Source organism: Sphingomonas sp. (genome assembly GCF_048595155.1).
Taxonomy (GTDB): Bacteria; Pseudomonadota; Alphaproteobacteria; order Sphingomonadales; family Sphingomonadaceae; genus Sphingomonas_I.
Map to the genome: position 1 here is coordinate 15,120 of NZ_JBMDXN010000058.1, position 17,235 is coordinate 32,354.

The window sequence follows — 17,235 nt, forward strand, 5'->3', positions numbered from 1 at the left end:
TCCGCCGGACGGCTTAGACTGGCAGCCGTGCGCCGCGTTGCGGCCGTCAGGACACGCTAAGGTCGCTGCCCCGCTCGATGCGATCCAATATCGTCTCGACATCCCCTGCCGCGGCGATACGCCCCTGCTCGAGCAGGATCACACGGTGCGCCATCTGGCGAACCAGATCCATATCGTGCGCGATGAACAGATAGGCGATGTCGAGGTCCTTCTGCAGGCGCAGCAGCAACGCGACGATCTCCGCGCGCGTGGCGGGATCCAGCGCGCTCAGGGCTTCGTCGAGCACGATCAGATCGGGTTTGAGGATCAACGCGCGCGCGATCGCGATACGCTGGCGCTGTCCGCCGGAAAAAGCCTGGGGTCGCCGTCCGGCGGCATCCGCCGGTAGCCCGACCTGCGCCAGCGCTTCGTACACCCGCGCATCACGCTCCGCTCCGTCGAGTCCGTCATGCAGATATAGCGGCTCGGCGACGATCCGCCCGACCGTCTGGCGCGGATCGAAGCTCGCGGCAGGATCTTGAAACACGGCCTGCACGCGACGGCGCATCGCGCGCGCCTCACGGCCTTGCATTGCCTGCCAATCCTTGCCGTCGAGCGTGACGGCGCCGCTGTCGGGCCGGTCGAGTCCCAGCGCCAATCGGGCCAGCGTCGACTTGCCTGAGCCGGATGGCCCCACCACCGCCAGCGTCTCACCACGTCCCAGCGTGAGGGAGACGTCCTGCAGCGCCGCCACCGCACCCTTTCGTCCCCGATAGGTGCGCGCCACGCCATCGAAACGGAGGATCGGGGCACCCGCAGCGCTCGCGACGCGCACCGGCTGGCTGCCCGGCTCCGGCGGCCCGCTGTCGACCACCCGCCCTTTATCGAGGGTGACGATGCGATCGGCCACCGTGGCGGCCAACCGCATGTCATGGGTCACGATGAGCAGCCCCATCGACCCGTCGCGAACCAGATCGGACAGCAGGCTGGTGATCGCGGCACGCGCGGCCGGATCCAGCGAGGCGGTCGGTTCGTCCGCCAGCAAGATGGCGGGCTTGGCCGCGATCGCCATCGCGATTGCCGCCCGCTGACGCTGCCCGCCCGACAGCGTGTGCGGATAGCGCGTAGGGGCAAGATCGAGCCCCACCCGATCCAGCAGCCGCGCCACCTCCCGCGCGATCGCCTTGCGCGAGAGACCGGAATGCTGCTCCAGCACCTCGTCAATCTGTTGACCGATCGTCAGCGCCGGATTGAGCGCGGTGGCCGGTTCCTGGAAGACGATGCCGATGCGGCCTCCGCGCAAAACGCGCAACGCGGCTTCGTCCATCTTCCGCAGATCACGGCCTTCCACCCGCACCACGCCTTGCTCGATCGCCTGGGGCGGCAGCAGGTCCATTGCTGCCGCCGCGAGCGTCGATTTGCCAGACCCGGAAGGGCCGACCAGCGCCACGATCTCGCCCGCCCCCACGCTCAGCGAGACATCGTCCAGCGCGACCACATCCCCATAGCGGACCGACAGATGCTGAATGTCGAGCGCGCTCACAGCCCCGTCTCCGGCGCCAGCCAGTCGCGCAGCGCCTCGCCCGTCAGGTTGATCGCGCTGATCGTCACGATGATGGCCAGCCCCGGCAGCAACGCCAATCGCGGCGCGACCGCGATCAGCGTCTGCGCGTCCGCCACCATCCGCCCCCAGCTTGCCACCGGCGGCTGCGCGCCGAGCCCCAGGAAGGACAAAGCCGCCTCCGCGAGCACGCCGAGCGACATTTGCAGCGTCGCCTGCACGATCAGCGGCCCGGCAATGTTCGGCAGGATATGCTCGATCGAGATCCGCAGCGGCCCCTTGCCCGCGAGCCGGGCGGCAAGGATGAAGTCTCGCGTCCACATCCCCCGCGCCGCCGCGCGGGTAACGCGAGCAAAAACGGGAATGTTGATCAGACCGATCGCGAACGCCGCATGGCTGGCGCCGGGGCCCCACACGGCCAATACCACCATCGCCAGCACCAGCGTGGGGAAGGCGAACAAAATGTCCGATGCGCGTGCGACCAGCTCGTCGATCCAGCCCGGCCGTGCCGCCGCCAGCAGGCCGAGCGGTACGCCGCCGGCAAGCCCGACCACGAGCGCGAGGAGCGCCACGCCCAGCGCCGGACGCGCGCCTACCATCAGCAGCGAGAGCATATCGCGGCCCAGTTGGTCGGTTCCCAACGGATGGGCGGGCGAACCGGACTGCAGCTTGTGCGACACGTCGATCGCGGCGATGTCCCACGGCACCCACAGCAAAGACAGCAGCGCCGCCGCGGCGATCAGCGCCAGCAGGATCGGGCCCAGGACGACGGCACAGCGCCTTCCGCTCATGCCTTTTCCCTCAGACGCGGGTCCAGCAGCGCCTGTGCCGCATCGGTCAGGAAGCTGGCGATGACCGTCGCCGCGACGAGCAGCATGGCGACCGCCTGCACCACGATCAGGTCGCGTGCGGTGATCGCCTGAACGATCAGGCGTCCGAGCCCGGGCAGGTAAAAGACATTCTCGACGATGACGCTGCCGCCGAGCAGGAACGGGAATTGCAGTCCGATGATCGCCAGGATCGGGCCGGCGGCATTCGGGGCGATATGGCGCCGCAGGATCAGACCGCGGCCGAGGCCCTTGGCGCGGGCCGTGCGGACATAATCGCGTCCCAGCTCGGCCACCAGCGCCGCGCGGGCAACACGCGCGATCAGCGCCGCCTGCGGTATCGCCAGCGCCAATGTCGGCAGGATCAGGGCTGCCAGGGCCGGACCCAGGCCTGCTTGCCAACCGGGGAAGCCGCTCGCCTGCACCCAGCGCAGACGCACGGTGAACATCAGCAACAGGATCATAGCCAGCCAGAAACTGGGAACGGCGACGCCGATGCGCGTCGCGAGACCGATCGTCCGGTCCACCCATCCGCCGGGCCGGAGCGCGGCGGCGAATGCAGCCAGGAGGCCCAGCATCACCGACACGAGCATCGCGAGGCATGCCAATGGGAGCGACACCGCGATGCGCGCCCACAGCAGCCCTGCAACCGGAACGCGATAGGCATAGGATGTGCCGAAATCCCCTCGCACCATCCCGCCGATCCAGCTGAAATAACGACCAATCGCTGGTCCGCTCAGGCCCAGTTCCTCGCGCAGCGCCGCAACCGATTGGGGGCTCGCTTCCATCCCCATCATGAATTGCGCGGGGTCGCCGGTGACGAGCTGCAGCAGCACGAATATGACGATGCTGGCCCCGGCCAGCGTCAGCAGCAACATGCCCAGCCGCCGCGCCGTCCACCCGGCACCCCCAATCCGTGCCAACAGGATCAGACCGGCGACGGCGACCAGCCCCAGCAGCGGCATCCACCAGCCCCGACTCTGGCTCTCGCGGCTGTCCGGGCCATTGTCCCCGGCGAAACGCACGGTCGAGAAGTCGATGGCCTGCAACGGCGCATTGACCCAGAGCTGGGTCAGGCGGCTGTCGGCCACCGACAGGTGCGGAAACTGGAACAGGAAGGCGTTGACCGCGTCCTCCGCGATGCGGCGCTGAATAGCGCCGAGCAAAGCGTGGCGGCGCGCGGGATCGGCGGTCGCCTTCAGCTGCGCCAGCAAGGCCGCGACCGCATCGCTCCGATAGCCGAAATAATAATCTTTCCGCCCGTAAATCGCATAATCGCCGGGCTCGACATGGTTGATGACGGTCATGTCGTAATCGTGACGGCCGAACACCTCATCCAGCCATTGCGGCCATTCCACCGGCACGATCACCGCCTTGATGCCGACCGTGGCCAGCTGTGCCGCCACGATCTCACCGCTCCGGCGGGCATAAGCGGGCGGCGGCAGCTTGAGCGTAAGCGTCAGCCCTTGCGGATATCCTGCCTGCGCCAGCAGGGCGCGCGCACGCGCGGCATCATGCGGATAGAGGCCCGTCAGATCGACATAATCGGGATTTTGCGGGGGGAAATGGCTGCCGATGGGCTGGCCATAACCATACATTGCGCCGTCGATTATGGCCCTGCGATCGATGGCGTAGGCGATCGCACGGCGTACGCGCACGTCCCGCAAGGGCCCTTTGGCGTTGTTGAGCGCGACGATAACCTCGCCTTCGCTCGGCGCGGTCGTGACGCGCAGCGTCGGATCCGCCCGTAATTGCGCGATGTTTTCGGGCGCCGGATAGTCCGGAAACAGGTCGACCGCATGCGTTTTGACCGCGGCATAAGCCGCGGCGGGATCGCTGATGAAGCGATATTCGATGCGCCGCAGCGCAGGCTTCGGCCGCCAATAGCCGTCGTTTCGCACCAGCGTGAGCCGATCGCCACGTGCCCAGTTGCCATACCGGAATGGGCCGGTCCCGATCGGATCGGTCGCCAGTCGGGCGGCCGATCCCGGCGCGACCATCACGCAATCGCCCCACGCCAGCAATATGGGCAGTGCGGCATCGGGTGCGTTCAGGCGGATTCGGACCGTCAGCGGGTCGAGAATGTCCACGCCCGCAATCTCCGCCAAGGCTTGCGCCTGCGCGTTAGTGGAGCCGGGTGCGATCGCGCGCATCAGACTGAATTTGACGATCCGCGCATCGAACGGCGTTCCGTCGGAGAAGCGGACATTGGGGCGCAGATGGAAGACGTAGCTGCGCGCATCGGGCGCCATCGTCCAGCTGGTCGCGAGCACCGGCACGGCGGCGCCGGTCGCGTCCAGCGTCGTCAGCCCTTCGAAGATGGTGCGGTAGGTGACCTCGTCGATCGCGGCGGCCGCGCCCGAAGTAGGGTCGAGCGTCGGCGGCTCCAGCTGCAGCGCGACGACGATCCGGTCGCGCGCCGACGCCGGCGTGGCGAACGCCAGCGCGAGCGCCAGGCTGGTGACAAGCAAACGCAGCAGTGTCTTGGCGACCGTCATTCAACCGCTGCGATCATTGGAACCCGTTCGTATCGAATAGGCTTCGAGCGTAGCCGAGAAGCTGTACCGAGACATCCCCTCCCTCGATACGCGCTCTCGACAAGCTCGATCGCTACTCGGGACGAACGGACGGCAGACGACAATATCCTGACTTTTCAGAAACTGTACCGACCTCGAACGCCAATGCTCCGCGGCCGGCCCGGCGCCGCGATGTCGATCCCACCCAGGAAGAAATTGCGGGTGAGGTCGTAATGCTGGTTGAACAGGTTCCGCGCATACATGCCGACGCTCCACGGGCCGGACGACAGCGTCAGCGTCGCGTTCACCAGCCAATAATCGTGCACCCGGAAGTTCGGCCCCAGCAACACCGGCGCCAGCGTGTCGCGATAGGCATAATCGGCCTGCGCAGTCAGCGCATAGCCGCCGAGCGGCAGGCGATAGCTCGCCGCGCCGGTATAGCTCCAATGCGGGAAGCCCTGGTCCTGGCCGCGCCGGCTGACCGTCACTGCCTGCCCGGCGGCGGTGCTGGCGGCGATGTCGAGATCGTTGAAACGATCGAACTTGCCCTTGCGCCACGTCAGCCCCTGGGTGATCTCCAGCCCGGCAACCGGGGCCCAGGTGAGCTCCGCCTCGACACCGTAAATGTGCGATTTGGGCGCGTTCACGATTTTGCCGACCGCGCCATAGATCGGGCTGTAAATGGCCGACTGCACCTGCTGGCGGCGATAATCATAATAAAAGGCCGCTCCGTTCAGCCGCAGCGTGCGTCCGGCCAGTTCGTTCTTGGTGCCCACCTCATAGGCGTAGAGGATTTCCGGCTTGAACGGCGCCAGCTGATCGGTGGTCAGCGTATTATACGCGGTGAAGCCGCCCGATTTCACGCCGCGGCTGGCGCTGGCATAGACAAGGCTGGCGTCGCTCACATGATAATTGGCGGCGACCTTGCCGGTGAGCTGGGTGTAACGCAGGTCCGAGGAACCGGCCGGAACGCCGATCCCGACCAACGGTGTGGTGGTCGTGTCGAAATCGCGCAATCGCCGCACCTCCCGCTCCAGCCGCAGCCCGCCGGTCAGCGTCAGTTTCGAGGTCAGATCAACATCAAGCTGGCCGAAACCCGCAATCGTATGGGCCTGCTGCCGATAGGATGTCCGCGCCACGAAGCCGAGTGACTGGACGAAATCGCTGTCGAACTGGTCGCGCAACTGTTCGTTGGAATAATAGCCGCCGACGATCCAGCGCACGGGTCCGGGACCTGTCGATGCAACACGGACTTCCTGCGAATAGACGTTCGCGCGGCTGCCGAAATAGGTCCCGGCATAGGCCAGATCGGACGCGTCCCAATCATTATATTCGCGCCGGCGGAAATGTTCATAGGCGCTGACGCTGGTGAGCTTGGCGCTACCCAGATCGATCGACAACGTCGCATGGCCGCCGATCGTCTCATTATCGCGGAACGGCTTGGTATCGGCCGCGAAGCCATGAAGGGCGGCAAACTGGTCCGACGCACCCCATCCGGTCGCGCGATGATTGCTATCGGCCGGAATGACGCGGCTCGGTGCAGCGCTGCCATAGGGAGAGACCAGCGGATCGAACAGGCGCAGCCCCGTCGCCTCCGACGTGTCGCCGCCATAATGGCCTTCCACCAGCAGATCGACGCCGCCGCCCGTATAGGCGATCTGCCCGCGCGCACCCCAGCGATCCGCATCGCCCAGGCTGCGACCGGTCAGCCGATCATGCTGGAAGCCCCCGCCCTGCTCGGTTGCACCCGCAATCCGGACGCTCAGCCCCTCGCCGATCGGGCCGGAAATATGCCCTTCGGCGCGGAACAGATCGAAACTGCCATAATCCGCGTCGAGGCCCACCGAGAGCGTGCTGGTCGGCCGTGCCGTCAGGAAGTTGATGGCGCCGCCGGTGCTATTGCGACCGTACAGGGTTCCCTGTGGACCGCGCAGCACCTCGACCCGGTCAAGATCGAACAACAGGCCCTGCGTCTGGATCGGGAAGGACTTCGCGACTTCGTCGACATAGATGCCAACCGGCGACGCATTGTTGGAGGCATAATCGTCGAACCCGACGCCGCGCAGCCGGAATTGCGGCTGGCCGCCACCAAAGGCCGGCACGGCTTCCAGACCCGGCGTCTGATATTGCAGCTGATTGACGTTGGTGACGCCGCGGGTCACCAGATCGGTCCCATTCAGCACCGACAGCGCGACGCCCACTTGCTGCGCCTGCTCAGGCCGCCGTTGCGCGGTAACGACCACCTCCGGCAGACCGTCTCCATCCACCTCCGCCAAGGCAGAGGAAGGCAGGGTCGCAACGACGATGACGGCAAGGGCGCAGCGGGACGAAGCGGAAGCAAAGCGGGAGATATTTCGCATTTGCGGAAAAATGAAGCATAAACTCACGAGTGACAAGGCGATATTTCGCAATTTGCAAAATATCTCATCCGTCTGTTGCGTATTTGCGCATGGGGTGGAAGAGGGGTCGGGTGGCGAAGAACAATCCCAAGCGGGCGATCGATCGCGGCGCTCCAGCATCCGTCGTCGCGGCTAAATTTGGCGGCCTGTCCCGCTTTTCCGCGGCGATCGGCAAGCCGCCTTCTACAGTGCATCGCTGGCTGGTGCGCGGCCATATCGATGGCGCGTACCATCCGGAGATCATCTCGGCGGCGCAGGTGCCCGGCAATCTGGTCGATGGCGCGCGGCTGGTACCGCTCGATTTCGTCGACACCCGCATCCGCGACGATCGCGCCATGCTGGCGGCGGACGCGGCCACCGGCCCGCGACGTCACATAGCCGATAGCTTGCCGGCCAGCGAAGCCAGCCACACCCACTTCACCCGCGCCGACTGGGCGCGCTTGCGCTCGGCTACGCCCCTGACGCTGGACGAAGCCGATCTGGTGCGCCTGCGCGGTACCAACGATCCGATCTCGCTGGACGAGGTGCAGGACGTCTATCTGCCGCTGACGCGCCTGATCAATCTGCACGTCAATGCGGCACACGGCCTGTCCCGCGTGACCGACGATTTTCTGGGCCGCCCGGCGGCACGGCGGCCTTACGTCGTCGCGATCGCCGGATCTGTGGCGGTCGGCAAGAGTACCAGCGCCCGCCTGTTGCGCGCTTTGCTGTCGCGCTGGCCGGATCATCCGCGCGTCGATCTGGTCACGACCGATGGGTTTCTCTTCCCCAACAACGTGCTGGCCGCGCGCGGGCTGATGGAGCGCAAGGGCTTTCCCGAAAGCTATGATGTGCGCCGCATGATCCAGTTCCTGGCGGATATCCGGCTGACCGGGCGCGGCACCGCGCCGCAATATTCGCACCACGTCTATGACGTACGGCCGGACGTGCAGGTCGTCGAACATCCCGATATCCTGATCTTCGAAGGATTGAACGTCCTGCAGATCGGGATCGGGTCGGACGTCACCCGCGCGCCGTTCACCGCGTCGGATTTCTTCGATCTTTCCATCTATATCGACGCCGCGCCCGGCGACATTTCGCGCTGGTTCGAGGAACGGTTCATGCTGTTGCGCGCGACCGCCTTCCAGGATCCCACCGCCTTCTTCCACAAGCTCGCCATCCTGCCCGAGGAGGAGGCGCGCGCGATCGCCCGGCGGATCTGGCGCGACGTCAACGAACTCAATCTGGTCGAGAATATCCTCCCCAGCCGCCAGCGCGCCGACGTCATCGTGCGCAAGGATGCGGATCATCGCATCGACAATCTCTGGCTCCGGAAGCTGTAGGGCCGCCGGGCGGACCACCAGCCGGATCGAAGGCATCGCTTAACCGACTTTAACGCGACATATCAGCGTCTCTGGCGGACGTGTTGGCGCACTATCGGAGCGCCATGCCATGATCCTGACCGAACAAGACCGACGATCCTTTCTGCTTCGATCGCTGGCCTTGGCGGGGTCCGCGTTGCTCGCTGGCCATGCGGCATCGATCGTTCCTGCGTCGCGGCGGCTGTTCCGCAGCGGCAGACTTGCCCGCAATCCCGTCGCCGCAACGTTCGAAGCTTTTCACCCCCGCGCGCCCCTGCCCACCACACCCCTCTGGACGCCTGCGGGGCCGCGGCGCTTTTCCGACCTGAAGAACAAGGTCACCCTGGTATCGCTGTGGGCCGAATTCTGCGTACCGTGCCTGCAGGAAGCGCATGATCTTGGGGAGCTGCGGCGGCGGCATATCCGCCAGGGGTTCGATGTCCTTGCAGTGAACCTGGACGATGCGCAAAACCCGGCACGCGCACGCCGGCGCCTGGACCAGGTCGATGCCGCGACCTTGCCCTGCTGGGTCGAGCAGGGCGGCGGCACGATCGGGCCGCTCCTCGCGACGCCCCATGGCGGACATGGCTTCACCTTGCCGTGCAATCTTCTCATGAATGCGCGTGGACAGATCGTGGGACGCGCCTTCGGAACGCACCTGATCAAGGACGATCCGGTTCCGACAGGCGCGCAAGGCGGCGCTGCCGGAGGGGCGCCGGGCAAAGCCGATGCCACATGGTGGTCGACGCCCGCCGCCGACGAATTTGCTGCGCTGCTCGCCAAGAGCGCGCTGGACCAACTATAATCTGTGCCGGGCGGGTCGCCGCGGTGCGGCCGCGGCCGGCGCAAGCGGGAGCAGTGCCTTGTGGGAGAGGCGCTCGGCGAGCCTAACGATTTCCCGATGCCGCTGCTATGAGCCGCATCGATGCCGCAGGATGCTTCCCCCGCAAATCGTGAGCGCCGGGCCGAGATCGGGCGTCAGCGGCGGGTGCGGACGCGCGCGCGGATCATCGCGGCAGCGTTCGAACTGCTGGGCGAGGAAGCGGGCCTTTATGCGCGGGTCGAGGAGGTCGCGGCGCGCGCCGGCATTACCCGGGCAACATTCTACGATCATTTCACCGGCATGGCCGAACTGCGCGAGGCGCTGACGTACGAACTGACCCATGTCTTTATGATCGCCGTATCGGAGGCAGCGGCTACACTCGACGATCCGCGGGAGCGCGCGTCGGCCGCAACCCGTCTGTACCTGGAACGCGTGCAGCGCGACCGGCATTGGGCCTGGTCGATGGTCAATCTCAGCGCAAGCGGATTCATCTTCGGAGCCGAGACCTTCCACCAGGCACAGACCACGATCCAGGAAGGCATCGCGGCCAGGCTGCTGACGATTCCGGAGGCACGGTTGGGCCGGGACCTGTGGATGGGCGCCTGCTTCGCGGCGATGGTGTCGATGCTGCGCGAGGAGGCCGCCGCCGACTACCCGCGCAATGTCGCCTGCCGGATGCTCATGGCCCTGGGCGTGAGCAGTGCAGACGCGGAAGAAATCTCGAACAGGCCCCTGCCCGCGATGCCCGGTTCCACGGCGTCGTCAGCCAAACTTGACAATCTGTCCGATTAAAGCGCATCTCCGAAATCATACATTTTGTAAGATTCGGGAACGACCGGCCAGAAGCGTCGAGCGCTTTGTGGCAAAGGAGACGGACAATGGCGTGGCCGGGCAAGTGCGGAGGCGTGACTTCATCCCATGCGCCCCGTTCCGACATGGATCTCTACGGCGACGCGGCGCTGATCGACCCCTACCCGCATTATCGGGCGCTGCGCGACCTGGGCAGCGCGGTCTATCTGGAGCGGATCGATGCCTGGTTCATCGGTCGCTTCACCGATGTCCGCGCCGGGCTGGGCGATTGGCGCACCTTCTCCTCCGCCCAGGGGATCGGCCTCAATCCGACGATCAACGCCGCCTGGCGGGAAGCGCTGATCTGTCAGGATCCCCCAATCCACACCGAGCGGCGCAAGGTGATGGCCCCGGCACTCGGCGCGTCTGCGCTCAAGCCGCTGGAGGCGACGATCGGCGCGCGTGCTGATGCATTGGCGGCCCGGATTGCGGAGATGGGCTGCTTCGACGGCGTTGCCGATTTCGCGCATGATCTGCCGATCAACCTGGTCATGGATCTGATCGGATGGCCGGACGATGTGCGGCCGGGCCTGCTCGCCATTGCCGACGGCGCCTGGAATGCCGCCGGGCCGATGAACGCGCGCACCGAACAAGGGCTCGCGACGCTGGCGGCGATGATGGCGCTGATCGCCGATATCTATGACGCCAATCGCGTGACGCCTGGCGGTTTCGCCAGCCAGCTGATCGAGGCGGCTCATGCGGGCGTGATCAACCGCGAAACGGCGATCGGGATGCTCGCGGGCTACATCGTGGCGGCGTTCGAAACCACGATCGCGGCGATGGCGTCCGGGCTGGCGCTGTTCGCGGCCAACCCGGCCGAGTGGGGCAAATTTCGCAACGATCCCGCTTTGGCGGTTCATGCCGCCAACGAAATCGTGCGCATCGATCCCCCGCTCCAGCTGTTCGCGCGCGTGGCGACGGCGGACGCGACGTTGTCGGACGGCACCGTCGTACCCGCCTCCGCCCGCGTGATCCTGTCCTACGCCAGCGCCAACCGCGACGAGCGGGCGTTCGCCGCGCCCGATGCATTCCGCATCGACCGGCGCGAGCGGCTGCAACTCGGCTTCGGCCATGGCCCCCACGGCTGCCTTGGCCAGGCGCTCGCGCGGATGGAGCTGGTGGCGGTCTTCACGGCACTGGCGCGCCGCGTCCGCCGACTGGAATTGAACGGCACCCCACAGCGCATCGTCAACAACGTCACCTTAGGCTTTGCGCATCTCCCCATGCGGGCGATCGCGGCTTAGCGACAACGCAATCGCGCCTCCGCCGGGGCGACAATGGATCGGCCCCGCGGGGCCTTAGTCGACGAACAGCAAGGCGGGGGTTTCGACCAGTTTCTTGACCGCCTGCACGAAGCTGGCGGCGTCATGGCCATCGACGACGCGATGGTCGCACGAGATCGACATGTTCATCATCTTGGCGATGACGATCTGCCCGTCGCGCACGATCGGCCGTTCGACCACCTTGTTGGGGCAGAGGATCGCGACTTCGGGACGGTTGATCACCGGCGTCGCGGCGATACCGCCGAGCGGGCCGAGCGAGCTCAGGGTGAGCGTCGAGCCGGACAGTTCCTCGCTCTTCGCCTTGCCGGTGCGGGCAGCCTCGGCCAGCCGTTTCACCTCGCCCGCGAGCTGCCAGATGTTCTTGCCTTGCGCATCGTGGATCACGGGCACCATCAGGCCCGCATCGGTCTGCGCGGCGATGCCGAGATGGACCGCGCCCGAACGCGTGATCACATTCGCCTCGTCGTCGTAGCGCGCGTTGATCATCGGGAAGCCCGGCAACGCCTTGCAGATGGCGAGGATCAGGAAGGGCAGGATCGTCAGCCGATCCTTGCTGCCGCGCGTGTCGTTGAGGTCCGCCCGCAACGCCTCCAATTTCGAGACGTCATATTCCTCGACATAGGTGAAATGGGGAATGGCGCGCTTCGACGCCGCCATATTCTCCGCGATGCGACGGCGCAGGCCGACGACCTTGACCTGCTCGTCGGCGCGGGCGGCGCCGGCGGAGCGATAGCCCTGATTGTAGGTGAGGAAGGCGTCGAGATCGGAATGGCGGACGCGATCGCCTTCGGCCTTCACCTGGGCGAGGTCGATGCCGAGGTTCTTGGCACGGTCGCGGACGGCGGGCGAGGCGAGGACGCGCTTCTCCCTCCCCCCCTGGGGGGGAGGGCCGGGGTGGGGGTGACTCGGCGGCGAGGCTTCGGGCTCTTTTCGAGCCTCGCGCCCCCTCTCCCAACCCTCTCCCACAAGGGGAGAGGGCTTTTCTGTCTCAGCGATCGGCACCGGATCGGGCTTCACCACCTGCGCCGCCTCGTTGGGCGCGACTTCGACCACCGGCTCCTCGGCCGCAGCCTCGCCCTCGGTTTCGAAGACAGCCAGCACCGAACCGATCGCGATCTGGTCGCCGACCTCGCCCGCAACCTCGACGATCGTGCCCGCGACCGGCGCGGTCATCTCGACCGTCGCCTTGTCGGTCATCATGTCGCACAAAGGCGCATCTTCCTCGACAACGTCGCCAATCTTGACGTGCCAGGCGACGATCTCCGCCTCGGCGATGCCTTCGCCAATGTCCGGCAGCTTGAATGAATAGCGCGCCATCAGGCCTCCAACACCTTCTCGAGTGCACGGGTGAGCCGCACCGGCCCAGGAAAATAGGCCCATTCCAGGCTGTGCGGATAAGGCGTGTCCCACCCGGTCACGCGTTCGATCGGGGCTTCCAGCGCATAGAAACAGCGCTCCTGGATGAGCGCCGCAAGCTCCGCACCGAAGCCGCTGGTCTTAGTCGCCTCATGCACGACGACCACGCGGCCGGTCTTGCGGACCGACGCCTCGATCGTCTCGATATCCAGCGGCAGCAAAGTGCGCAGGTCGATGATCTCGGCATCCACGCCCATCTCCGCAACCACGCCGACCGCGACATGCACCATCGTGCCGTAGCAGAGGATCGTCACCGCCTCACCTTCGCGCACCACCGCGGCCTTGCCGAGCGGGATGCGGTAATAATCCTCGGGCACCGCGCTTGACGGATGCTTGGCCCAGGGGGTCACCGGACGATCATAATGGCCGTCGAACGGACCGTTATAGATGCGCTTGGGCTCGAAGAAGATGACCGGGTCGTTATCCTCGATCGCGGCGATCAGAAGGCCCTTGGCGTCATAGGGGTTGGACGGGATCACCGTCTTCAGCCCGGCGACGTGGGTGAACATCGCCTCGGGCGACTGGCTGTGCGTCTGCCCGCCGAAAATGCCGCCGCCGAAGGGCGAACGCACCGTCATCGGCGCTGTATATTCGCCGGCCGACCGATAGCGCAGCCGCGCCGCCTCCGACACCAGCTGATCGAGCGCGGGGTAGATATAATCGGCGAACTGGATCTCGGGCACCGGGCGCAAGCCATAGGTGCACATGCCGACCGCGACGCCGATGATGCCGAGCTCGGTGATCGGCGTGTCGAACACGCGGGTCTTGCCGTACTTGGCCTGGAGATGCTCGGTCGCCTTGAACACGCCGCCGAAGAAGCCGACATCCTCCCCCATCACGACGATGTCGGGATCGCGCCCCATCATCACGTCCAGCGCGCTGTTGATCGCCTGGATCATGTTCATGGGCTTGGTGGCGAGTGCGGCGTCCGTCATGCTCCATCCCCGTTCGCGTCGAGCGAAGTCGAGACGCACCTTCGAGCGAAGTCGAGAAGCCTCGGCTGCAGCCTATGGCTGCAGTTTATCCTGAGCAACGCCGCAGGTGGCGTCGAAGGGCGCGGGGCGCAGGCAAGGAAAACGCTCATATCCCCGCCTTCTTGCGTTCGTCGATCATCTGCTGGCTCTGTTCCTTCAGATGCCACGGCATCTCTTCGAACACATCCTCGAACATGGTCGTGAAGGGATGCTGGAGCAGGCCGTCGGCGAGGATCCCCTGCGCCTCCGCCTCGCGCTGGGCGGCGCGCACTTCCTCGGCGACTTCCTTGTCCATCGCCGCGTGGCGTTCCTCGTCCCACGCGCCGATCGCGATCAGATGCTGCTTGAGCCGCGCGATCGGATCACCGAGCGGCCATTTCGCATTCTCTTCGGCCGAGCGATATTTGGTCGGATCGTCGGAGGTCGAATGGCCCTCGGCGCGGTAGGTGAAGAATTCGATCAAAGTCGGGCCGGCATTGGATCGCGCGCGTTCGGCCGCCCATTCGGTCGCGGCATAGACGGCGAGCGCGTCATTGCCGTCGACGCGCAGGCCGGCAATGCCATAGCCGATCGCGCGCGCGGCGAAGGTCGTGTTCTCGGCGCCGGCAAAGCCTGAGAAGGAACTGATCGCCCACTGATTGTTGATCACGTTCAGGATCACCGGCGCACGATAGACGCTGGCGAAGGTGCAGGCGGAGTGGAAGTCGCCTTCCGCGGTCGACCCCTCGCCGCACCAGGCGGCGGCGATGCGGGTGTCGCCCTTGGCCGCGCTCGCCATCGCGAAGCCGACCGCCTGCGGATATTGGGTAGCGAGATTGCCCGAGATCGAGAAGAAGCTGGCGTCCTTGACCGAATACATGATCGGCATCTGCCGGCCCTTCAGCCGGTCGGAGCGGTTGGAATAGACCTGGCACATCATGTCGACCAGGCTCCACCCGCGCGCGATCAGCAGGCCCTGCTGGCGGTAGGACGGGAAGCACATATCGTCGCGATCGAGCGCATAGGCCGCCGCGATCGAGGTCGCCTCCTCGCCCGTACACTTCATGTAGAAGCTGGTCTTGCCCTGGCGCTGGGCGCGATAGAGGCGGTCGTCATAAGCGCGGGTCAGCGCCATGTGGCGCAGCATCGCGATCAGCCGTTCCGGCGCCAGGCGCGGGTCCCACGGGCCGACCGCAGCCCCTTCGTCATCCAGGACGCGCACCAGACCGTAAGCGTGATCACGCATGGCATCCGGCGCGGCATCGATGGGCGGTCGGCCGACCGCACCGGCCTGGCCGCGATCGAAATCCGCATAATCGACAGCGTCGCCCGGACGGAATTTCGGCTCCGGCACGTGCAGCGCGAGTGGCGGCAGGTTGCGGCGAGCGCCTTCGGCCATGTCGTTCATCCTCTTCGGGCACTCTACGATGCGCGTGCCACGCTGGTAACCGGCTTATAATTTTGTTGCAACATCACGCAACATTGTTCGTCGATTGCGGGGCTCCTACCGCCGCGCCTTTGGCGGCCGGCAAGGGCCTTCGATGGCGATCTGCTGTGGGGTCCGCGGCAAGGTCGCCAGCGTGAGCGACCCCTTGTTCCCAACGTCGAGCATGGTGAAGGCCCGGTCGGCCGCGGCTGCGAATTCGGTGGCCGTGATCACGCGATCGATGTCGGCATCCGCCGCAGCCACCGGTTCGGGGATGTTCAACCAGGCGTAGCGCCCCGCCCCCATCGCGCCGCCATAATCGGCCGACCGGCCGACCGCGTCGCTTTGATGTCCTTTGCGTCGTTCCTCGTAGAAGCCGTCCGGCCGGGCGGAGAAGAGCGACGTCTCGGGCGCGATCACGCTTTCATAATGCCCCACTTCGTCGGGCGTCAGGCGCCCGTCCTTATTGCTGTCGAGCTGCTGAAAGAAGCGCATCGCATCCTTGACCAGCTCGTCCCGGCTGAGCGCGCCATCCTTGTTGGTATCGGCCTGGGCAAACCATTGCGCCGATGGGTAGGGCTGGCCCGCCGCCGCGCGAAAGGGCTCGCCCATCGGCGACAGGAAGATCGGAGCGGTTCCGGGCGGCGCACAGAGCGGCGCGTTGCGCGGCGGCTTGGGCGCGGCGGCCGCCATACTGCCGGCGAGGAGCAACGCCAGCGTCACGGCGACGGACCTGGCCAGGATCAGCGGACGCGCTCCAGCGAGAAAATGCCCTTGGGACCACCGGACGGCGACGCGGCGGGCGTCCCATAGGCGATACGCCCGGCCCGCTGGTGCAGATCGATACCCGCCAGGATGAGGTCGCGCGCGCGCGCCGGCAGGGCACCGAAGGCGGCAAGGTCGCTCTGCGGTGCGTCGGACAGCGGGCGAATGGCGGGTTCCTCCTGGCGCGGCGCCGATGCCGCCGATCGTGGCGCGGCCCAAGCCAAGACCTGCATCAGCCGCGTGCCGGCCTTCAGCGCCTCCCCCGCCAACAACAGCCGCGCGCGGGCGGGCAGATCCCGTCGTTCGGAGGTGCCGTCCCCGGCGAAATAGGCATCGCTTTGCGCCGCCAGCGCGAGCGCCTCCCGGTGCAGCCCCGCCATGACGCGTTCAGACAAAGGAAGGACGGAAACCGACGCCATGATCAACCTCTCCGCTGCCCCATGCCACAGCTCTCGCACGGCGCCAAAGGGCAAAGAAGTTGATGCGGGCGGGCGCGCGAATGCTTGAACGATCAAGCGCCTTTCCTATCTCTCTTTCAGCCTTCGTCGCCGTCTGGGGCGGAGGCAGACGGTCCGGCGGGATCCGCGGACCGCATCATGTTCGATCGCTTTGAAAGGATTGATAATCATGCGTAGTTTTGATTTTGCCCCCCTCCTCCGCTCCTCGATCGGTTTCGAGAATTTGAACCGCCTGGTCGATTTCGCCACGCGCGGCGAAGCAGAGGCCTATCCGCCTTACAATATCGAGAAGGTCGGCGAAGACGCCTATCGCATCTCGATGGCGACGGCCGGCTTCACCCGTGACGAACTGGAAATCACCGCGCAGGACAATGTCCTGATCGTGACCGGGCGCGCCAATGAAGGCGGCGAGGGCGAGACGCGCGAATTCCTGCACCGCGGCATCGCCAAGCGTGCATTCGAGCGTCGTTTCCAGCTTGCCGACACCATCCGGGTGACCGGTGCAGGCTATAATGACGGCCTGCTCGACATCCAGCTGGTCCGCGAAGTGCCGGAGCATAAGAAGCCCCGGAACATCCAGATCGACAGCAGCGCTCCGCAGCAGACGATCGACGCGGTCAACGATCGCCAGGCGGCCTAA

Annotated in this window: 14 protein-coding genes; 5 read left to right on the forward strand and 9 right to left on the reverse strand. The window is 66.2% G+C overall.

Annotated elements, in window-relative coordinates; genetic code table 11:
• Positions 1-46: 46 nt before the first annotated feature.
• The 4 genes from ACOJSI_RS09490 to ACOJSI_RS09505 all read right to left on the reverse strand — a co-directional run bounded on the left by ACOJSI_RS09490 (position 47) and on the right by ACOJSI_RS09505 (position 7,243).
• Positions 47-1,522, reverse strand: a complete 1,476-nt coding sequence (locus ACOJSI_RS09490; protein ID WP_420138033.1) for an ABC transporter ATP-binding protein — start codon at positions 1,520-1,522, stop codon at positions 47-49.
• Positions 1,519-2,331 (reverse strand): ABC transporter permease, encoded by an 813-nt coding sequence (locus ACOJSI_RS09495; protein WP_420138034.1) that lies wholly within the window; start codon positions 2,329-2,331, stop codon positions 1,519-1,521. The genes ACOJSI_RS09490 and ACOJSI_RS09495 overlap by 4 nt, the downstream gene beginning before the upstream one ends.
• Complete coding sequence (locus ACOJSI_RS09500; protein WP_420138035.1) at positions 2,328-4,865, reverse strand: ABC transporter substrate-binding protein; 2,538 nt, start codon at positions 4,863-4,865, stop codon at positions 2,328-2,330. Before ACOJSI_RS09500 ends, ACOJSI_RS09495 begins: the two co-directional genes overlap by 4 nt.
• A 155-nt stretch (positions 4,866-5,020) precedes the next feature.
• Positions 5,021-7,243 (reverse strand): TonB-dependent receptor, encoded by a 2,223-nt coding sequence (locus ACOJSI_RS09505; RefSeq protein ID WP_420138036.1) that lies wholly within the window; start codon positions 7,241-7,243, stop codon positions 5,021-5,023.
• Positions 7,244-7,353: 110 nt separating this feature from the next.
• Between ACOJSI_RS09505 and coaA the strand changes: the two genes are divergently transcribed.
• From coaA to ACOJSI_RS09525, 4 genes are all read left to right on the forward strand, one after another.
• The gene (gene coaA / locus ACOJSI_RS09510; protein ID WP_420138037.1) at positions 7,354-8,604 is read left to right on the forward strand and encodes a type I pantothenate kinase; all 1,251 of its coding nucleotides are present in this window, start codon (positions 7,354-7,356) and stop codon (positions 8,602-8,604) included.
• 109 nt (positions 8,605-8,713) lie between these two features.
• Positions 8,714-9,427, forward strand: a complete 714-nt coding sequence (locus ACOJSI_RS09515; RefSeq protein ID WP_420138038.1) for a TlpA family protein disulfide reductase — start codon at positions 8,714-8,716, stop codon at positions 9,425-9,427.
• A 183-nt stretch (positions 9,428-9,610) separates the two neighbouring features.
• On the forward strand, positions 9,611-10,237 hold the full coding sequence (locus tag ACOJSI_RS09520; RefSeq protein ID WP_420138039.1) for a TetR/AcrR family transcriptional regulator: 627 nt from the start codon (positions 9,611-9,613) through the stop codon (positions 10,235-10,237).
• An 86-nt stretch (positions 10,238-10,323) separates the two neighbouring features.
• Positions 10,324-11,538: a cytochrome P450 gene (locus ACOJSI_RS09525; RefSeq protein ID WP_420138040.1), complete on the forward strand. Its 1,215-nt coding sequence runs from the start codon at positions 10,324-10,326 to the stop codon at positions 11,536-11,538.
• A gap of 54 nt (positions 11,539-11,592) precedes the next feature.
• Here ACOJSI_RS09525 and ACOJSI_RS09530 read toward each other — a convergent pair whose 3' ends face one another.
• The 5 genes from ACOJSI_RS09530 to ACOJSI_RS09550 all read right to left on the reverse strand — a co-directional run bounded on the left by ACOJSI_RS09530 (position 11,593) and on the right by ACOJSI_RS09550 (position 16,556).
• The gene (locus ACOJSI_RS09530) at positions 11,593-12,894 is read right to left on the reverse strand and encodes a dihydrolipoamide acetyltransferase family protein (RefSeq protein WP_420138041.1); all 1,302 of its coding nucleotides are present in this window, start codon (positions 12,892-12,894) and stop codon (positions 11,593-11,595) included.
• Positions 12,894-13,898, reverse strand: coding sequence for an alpha-ketoacid dehydrogenase subunit beta (locus tag ACOJSI_RS09535; protein ID WP_420138112.1), 1,005 nt, complete (start codon positions 13,896-13,898; stop codon positions 12,894-12,896). The genes ACOJSI_RS09530 and ACOJSI_RS09535 overlap by 1 nt, the downstream gene beginning before the upstream one ends.
• Before the next feature lie 175 nt (positions 13,899-14,073).
• A complete protein-coding gene (locus ACOJSI_RS09540; RefSeq protein WP_420138042.1) occupies positions 14,074-15,345 on the reverse strand; it encodes a 3-methyl-2-oxobutanoate dehydrogenase (2-methylpropanoyl-transferring) subunit alpha in 1,272 nt (423 codons plus the stop codon).
• Positions 15,346-15,450: 105 nt separating this feature from the next.
• A complete protein-coding gene (locus ACOJSI_RS09545) occupies positions 15,451-16,095 on the reverse strand; it encodes an EF-hand domain-containing protein (protein WP_420138043.1) in 645 nt (214 codons plus the stop codon).
• 20 nt (positions 16,096-16,115) lie between these two features.
• A complete protein-coding gene (locus ACOJSI_RS09550) occupies positions 16,116-16,556 on the reverse strand; it encodes a DUF1465 family protein (RefSeq protein ID WP_420138044.1) in 441 nt (146 codons plus the stop codon).
• Between the two features lie 208 nt (positions 16,557-16,764).
• Between ACOJSI_RS09550 and ACOJSI_RS09555 the strand changes: the two genes are divergently transcribed.
• Positions 16,765-17,235: an Hsp20 family protein gene (locus ACOJSI_RS09555; RefSeq protein ID WP_420138045.1), complete on the forward strand. Its 471-nt coding sequence runs from the start codon at positions 16,765-16,767 to the stop codon at positions 17,233-17,235.